Here is a 4,593-nt window from a genome sequence, read left to right as displayed (position 1 = left end):
GGTGTCCAGGATTCCGATCAAAGACCCATCGCCTCCCATCCCTTGACGCTCGCCAGCGCGCCTCCGCTTCGATTTGAGCGGTGCCCGCTATCGAGCAACAACGTCGCCCCTCAGGTGGCGTTGCATATGCGCCCACACGTTACGGTTGGAAACGCCGTCAGCCCACGCGTCACTCGCGCTTGGCTAACGCGGCCGCGAGAGCCGTGATCGAGTCGGCCTTTTCGTCGATCGCCGTCCAGGGATCGTTCCTCTGCCCGAGACGGCGGAAGATGTTGGAGATGGTGTAGTCGCGCGGGCCAAGCCCCTCGGACAGCGCCTCGTCCCAGTCGAGCGGCGTCGCGACCGGCGCACCCGGCCGGGCCCGGACGCCATAGGGCGCGACGCTGGTCTGGCCGTAGGCATTGCGCAGGATGTCGAGAAAGACGCGGTCGCCGCGCTTCGCCTTGCGCTGCTCGACCGTCAGCTCGTCGGGATGGCGTTCAGCCAGCCGGGCGGCGAGCTTGCCGGCGAAATCGCGCACCTCCTCGAATTCCGCCGAGCGGTCGAGCGCGAGCATGACATGGAGCCCGCGCGAGCCCGTGGTCTGCACGATGGGATGCGCGCCGATCTCGTCGAGAAGCCCGCGGAGACGGCGCGCGGCGCGCTGCACCTTGGCGAAGTCGTCGTCCGACGGGTCGAGATCGACCACGAGGCGGTCGGGCTTGCGGATCTCGTCGGTGCGAGACAGGCCGAGATGCGGCGTGATCATGCCCTGATCGGCGAGGAACACCAGCGTCGCGGCCTCGGACACGACGACATGGCGCACCGTGCCGCCCTCCTTCTCCAGCTCGACCCGCTCGATCCAGTCGGGGAAATGCTCGGGCGTGTCCTTCTGGAAGAAGCCGTCCGCGTCGATCCCGTCCGGGAACCGCTCCATGCTGAGCGGCCGGTCGCGGAAATGCGGCAGCGCCATCCCGGCGATCCGGGCCCAGTAGTCCGCGAGATCGCCCTTGGTGATGCCGCCCTCGGGGAACAGCACCTTATCGGGGCGCGAAATCTCGACCTCGCGCCCACCCGCCTCGATCACGCGCCCGCTCACGAGGCCTCCTCCCGCACGACGTCCTCGGCCGCCTTGTCGCGGCGCAGCCCGAGATAACGCGGATGGCGGAGCTTGCCCGCGTCGGTCCATTCGGTGAAGCCGATCTCGGCCACCAGCTCGGGCGAGACCCAGGTGATGCCATCCTCGGGGGGCGGGTCGTCGAAGGGCGGGGTCTCGCGCTCGAACCGGCTCATGCGGTCGTGGAGGTCGGCGAGGGTCTGGTCGTCGAAGCCGGTCCCGACCTTGCCGGCATAGCGGAAGCTCTCGCCCTCGTAATAGCCGAGCAGGAGCGCGCCGAAATGCGCGCGCTCGCCCTCCGGCGCGGTGTAGCCGCCGATCACCAGCTCCTGGCCCTTGGCGCATTTGAACTTGAGCCAGGCGCGGCTCCGGCCCGGATGATGCGGGTCGCCGGCGCGCTTGGCGATCAGCCCCTCCCAGCCTTTCTCGCAGGCTTCCTCGATAAACGCCTCGCCCGCCTCGTTGCGGTGCGGCGTGTAGCGGATCGGGTCGCCGTAATCGACGGCGCGCTTGAGGATTCTCTTGCGCCGCCGCAGCGGCAGCGCGGTCAGGTCGCGCCCGTCGGCATGGAGGATGTCGAAGAGGTAGTAGTAGATCGCGATCCCGCTCACCCGGGCCTCGTCTGGATCCTTGATCTGCATCCGGCCCTGGAGGCGCGAAAAGCTGCTGATGCTGCCCTTGAAGGCCACGATCTCGCCGTCGATCAGCGCGTCGCATCGGACCCTCTCTTCCAGCGCCTCGACCAGCTCCGGGTAGGATTCGGAGAGCGATTTCCGGTTCCGGCTCAGCAATCTGACGCCGTCGCCCATGACATAGGCGAGCGCCCGCTCGCCGTCGAGCTTGCGCTCAAAGAGCCAGTCGGGGTCGGAGAAGCGCGCGTCGGTGAGCGTCGCGAGCGCGGGGTCGCGCCATTCTGGCAGGTCCTCCTTGGGCAGGTCCTCTCGCTCGGAGGTATCGAGGATGTCGGCGAGGATCTCGGGCGCGCTCATGCCTCGTCGTCCTCCCATTCCGCGCCCTGCTCGGCGATCTCGTAGAGGTCGCGGCCAGAGGCGACCGAGAGCGGCTCGGTCGAGACCGGGTTGCGCCGCGCATCGGCCTCGTCGTCATCCATCTTGACGAGGAGCCAGCGCGCATCCTTGCCGTCGCCGGTGCGCTGCAACGCATAGCCGCCGCCGATCTTCTCGCCATGGAGCCAAACGACGACATGGCCGGCCTCGATGGCATCGGCGATCGGCTTCGGGCCGCCGTCGCCCTCGGTCATGTTCTCATAGGTGCCGCGGTCCCAGATCAGCACGGTGCCGGCGCCGTATTCGTCCTCGGGGATCACGCCCTCGAACTCGGCGTAGTCGAGCGGGTGGTCCTCGGTCGGGATGGCGAGGCGCTTCTCGCGCGGGTCGGTCGACGGGCCCTTCGGCACCGCCCAGGACTTGAGCACGCCGTCCGCCTCGATCCGGAAGTCGTAGTGGAGCGTCGAGGCGTCGTGCTTCTGGATTACGAAGATCGGGACGTCGTCGGACGGGCGCTCCGCGCCTTCCGGATCGGGTGTTCGCGAGAGGGCGCGTTTCGAGCGGTAGCTCGCCAGGGAAGCGCCCGCCTTGTCGTCACTGGTTTTCCCGGCGACCAAGAATTCTCTCCCGTAGCCTCCTCCATGCGCGCCCTGAGCAGGGGGGCTCCGTCCCCACGAAACGAGGCATGGAGGTTCGCACCCGGCATGCTTCCGCACCCGCTCATAAAGCCCAAGTGTCTGGGCGCCATACTTTAACCGGACGCAGCAGTCCGGGCGAAGCCATTCGCAGGCGGGAGGATCGCGTTCGGGACCGGATGTTCGATTGAGTGCAAAGTCTTCCACGTCCTATCCGAGTGCTCCCGCCATGGACACTGCTGCCCCTCGCCTGTTGCTGGAGGAATAGATTGTTTCTCAACCGAACTCGACTTTCCACCACGTGCTCCATCGATCAACGAGTTCGGAGGTAGATGCCGCAAGGAGCATTTGGCCGAGGTTGAATGCGTCATCCTCGAGCGCGCGCTGCCGCCCGGCAGAGAGGGCGAGGAAGACCTCAATATCCTTGGCATCACCGAAGTCCGGGGGGCTGTCCCGCAACCTGGTGCAGAGGACATGGAAATCGTGATGGTCACCGAGGATGTCCGAGAGCCGTTTCGCAGCGTCGGCATGAGGTTCCATCATCCTGCGCCAGAGGGGGCGCATCAAACGAGCGTGGTACCAGTGATACTTCACGCGCTTGCGCCAATCGTGGAGGTTCTGGGGCGTCGGTTCATTCGTCGCTTTCATGATGGCCTTGCGGGCGCGCTTGTAGGTCTTGGCGATGCCGCCGCGGACTGCGTCGAAGCCTTCCGCGTCGAGGCTCCAGTTTGATGCGCGCCCCTTTGCTTCGATCATCGACTTGCGGAAGCGCGCGATGTCGGCCTCCACCCTGCCGTCTTGGGCGAGCTCGTTCTGCTCAGTGCTTAGGCGCTGCCGGATCGCCGCGAACGCCTTTCGGTCCACTTGGGCGTCAAACCTCTCGACAAGCGGGTCGTAGCTCTCGACCGCGGCTTTGGCGTCACGCAGATGCGAGAGCCTCTTGGCCACATCGCGGAAGCCGGCGTTTTCCTCGGAGTATCGGGCGAAAGAAGGGCGCACCAGCCGGATCAGTCCGCGCAGCTTCTTACAGCGTTTGCGAATCTGGTGGACCGTTTCGTGAAGCCCGAGCTCGGTGTCGTCGACCTCGCCGACCGCCCGCCCGATCTGCTCGTCGGCAATCCGGCGCAGGGCTGTTTGCATGCTGTTTTCACCATGCTTGAGGCGGTAGGGCACTGTCTCCTCGATCTTGCATGCCGGTTCTAATGTAACAACGGCGGGCCCTGCAAACTGTTGCGAATTGCGAATGCCAAGCCTTATTAATCGGCGGATGATCCAAAACACGGTCTTTACATACAGAATAGGGACGCCTTTGCATTCGCCGGCAGGGTATTGGGGCAAATAACTGAACGTAAATCGGGTTGATTCGACGCTTCAGTTCAAACTTCATCCGGAGGCTCCGTGGGCACCTCGACGGGCGGTTGTGGGATCTCGCTAGGCACGCCCGGCGGCGTCTCATCGGGCCGATTGGGTGTCTCATTTGGCCGGGGTGGAGTCTCACTAGGCCGAGGTGGGGTCTCTCTTGGCGGCTCTGTAGGCTCCTTTGGTGGCCCGGTACTGCAACTATTATACATCTTGTCCGATGTCGGCTCTTGCTCTGCTAGATCCATGCCATCCTCCTCTCTTAGCCTCGGTCATACCCTTCATCTGTCGGCACGAAGTGGACGACCCACTTATCTAACGTCTTCCTATCAGCCGTACTGCTCCCACGCATTGACGCAGGTTGGTAACGAGGAAATTCAACTTATAGATGGTCGGGTGATCAACTCCGTCGCAACCGGGTTGTCCCGAGCGTGTTGTTCATGAAGGCTATGCGAAATGAAAAAGACCGCTCTGGACACCACGGACATTCGCATCC

The 4,593-nt window shown here is 64.8% G+C and carries 4 protein-coding genes; all 4 read right to left on the bottom strand.

What is annotated here, in order from left to right; translation table 11 throughout:
* Window positions 1–169 precede the first annotated feature (169 nt).
* The 4 genes from ligD (H0I76_RS19235) to H0I76_RS19220 all read right to left on the bottom strand — a co-directional run bounded on the left by ligD (H0I76_RS19235) (window position 170) and on the right by H0I76_RS19220 (window position 3,911).
* Window positions 170–1,078, bottom strand: a complete 909-nt coding sequence (gene ligD, locus H0I76_RS19235; RefSeq protein WP_200613802.1) for a non-homologous end-joining DNA ligase — start codon at window positions 1,076–1,078, stop codon at window positions 170–172.
* Window positions 1,075–2,085, bottom strand: a complete 1,011-nt coding sequence (gene ligD / locus H0I76_RS19230) for a non-homologous end-joining DNA ligase (RefSeq protein ID WP_200613800.1) — start codon at window positions 2,083–2,085, stop codon at window positions 1,075–1,077. Before ligD (H0I76_RS19230) ends, ligD (H0I76_RS19235) begins: the two co-directional genes overlap by 4 nt.
* Window positions 2,082–2,720 (bottom strand): DNA polymerase ligase N-terminal domain-containing protein, encoded by a 639-nt coding sequence (locus H0I76_RS19225; protein WP_234455445.1) that lies wholly within the window; start codon window positions 2,718–2,720, stop codon window positions 2,082–2,084. Before H0I76_RS19225 ends, ligD (H0I76_RS19230) begins: the two co-directional genes overlap by 4 nt.
* A gap of 294 nt (window positions 2,721–3,014) precedes the next feature.
* Complete coding sequence (locus H0I76_RS19220) at window positions 3,015–3,911, bottom strand: CHAD domain-containing protein (RefSeq protein WP_200613797.1); 897 nt, start codon at window positions 3,909–3,911, stop codon at window positions 3,015–3,017.
* Window positions 3,912–4,593 lie beyond the last annotated feature (682 nt).

The sequence above is a fragment of the Thermohalobaculum xanthum genome, assembly GCF_016623495.1.
Classification (GTDB): Bacteria; Pseudomonadota; Alphaproteobacteria; order Rhodobacterales; family Rhodobacteraceae; genus Thermohalobaculum; species Thermohalobaculum xanthum.
The sequence above is the reverse complement of the archived record's forward strand: the minus strand, read 5'-3'. Positions and strand labels throughout refer to the sequence as shown.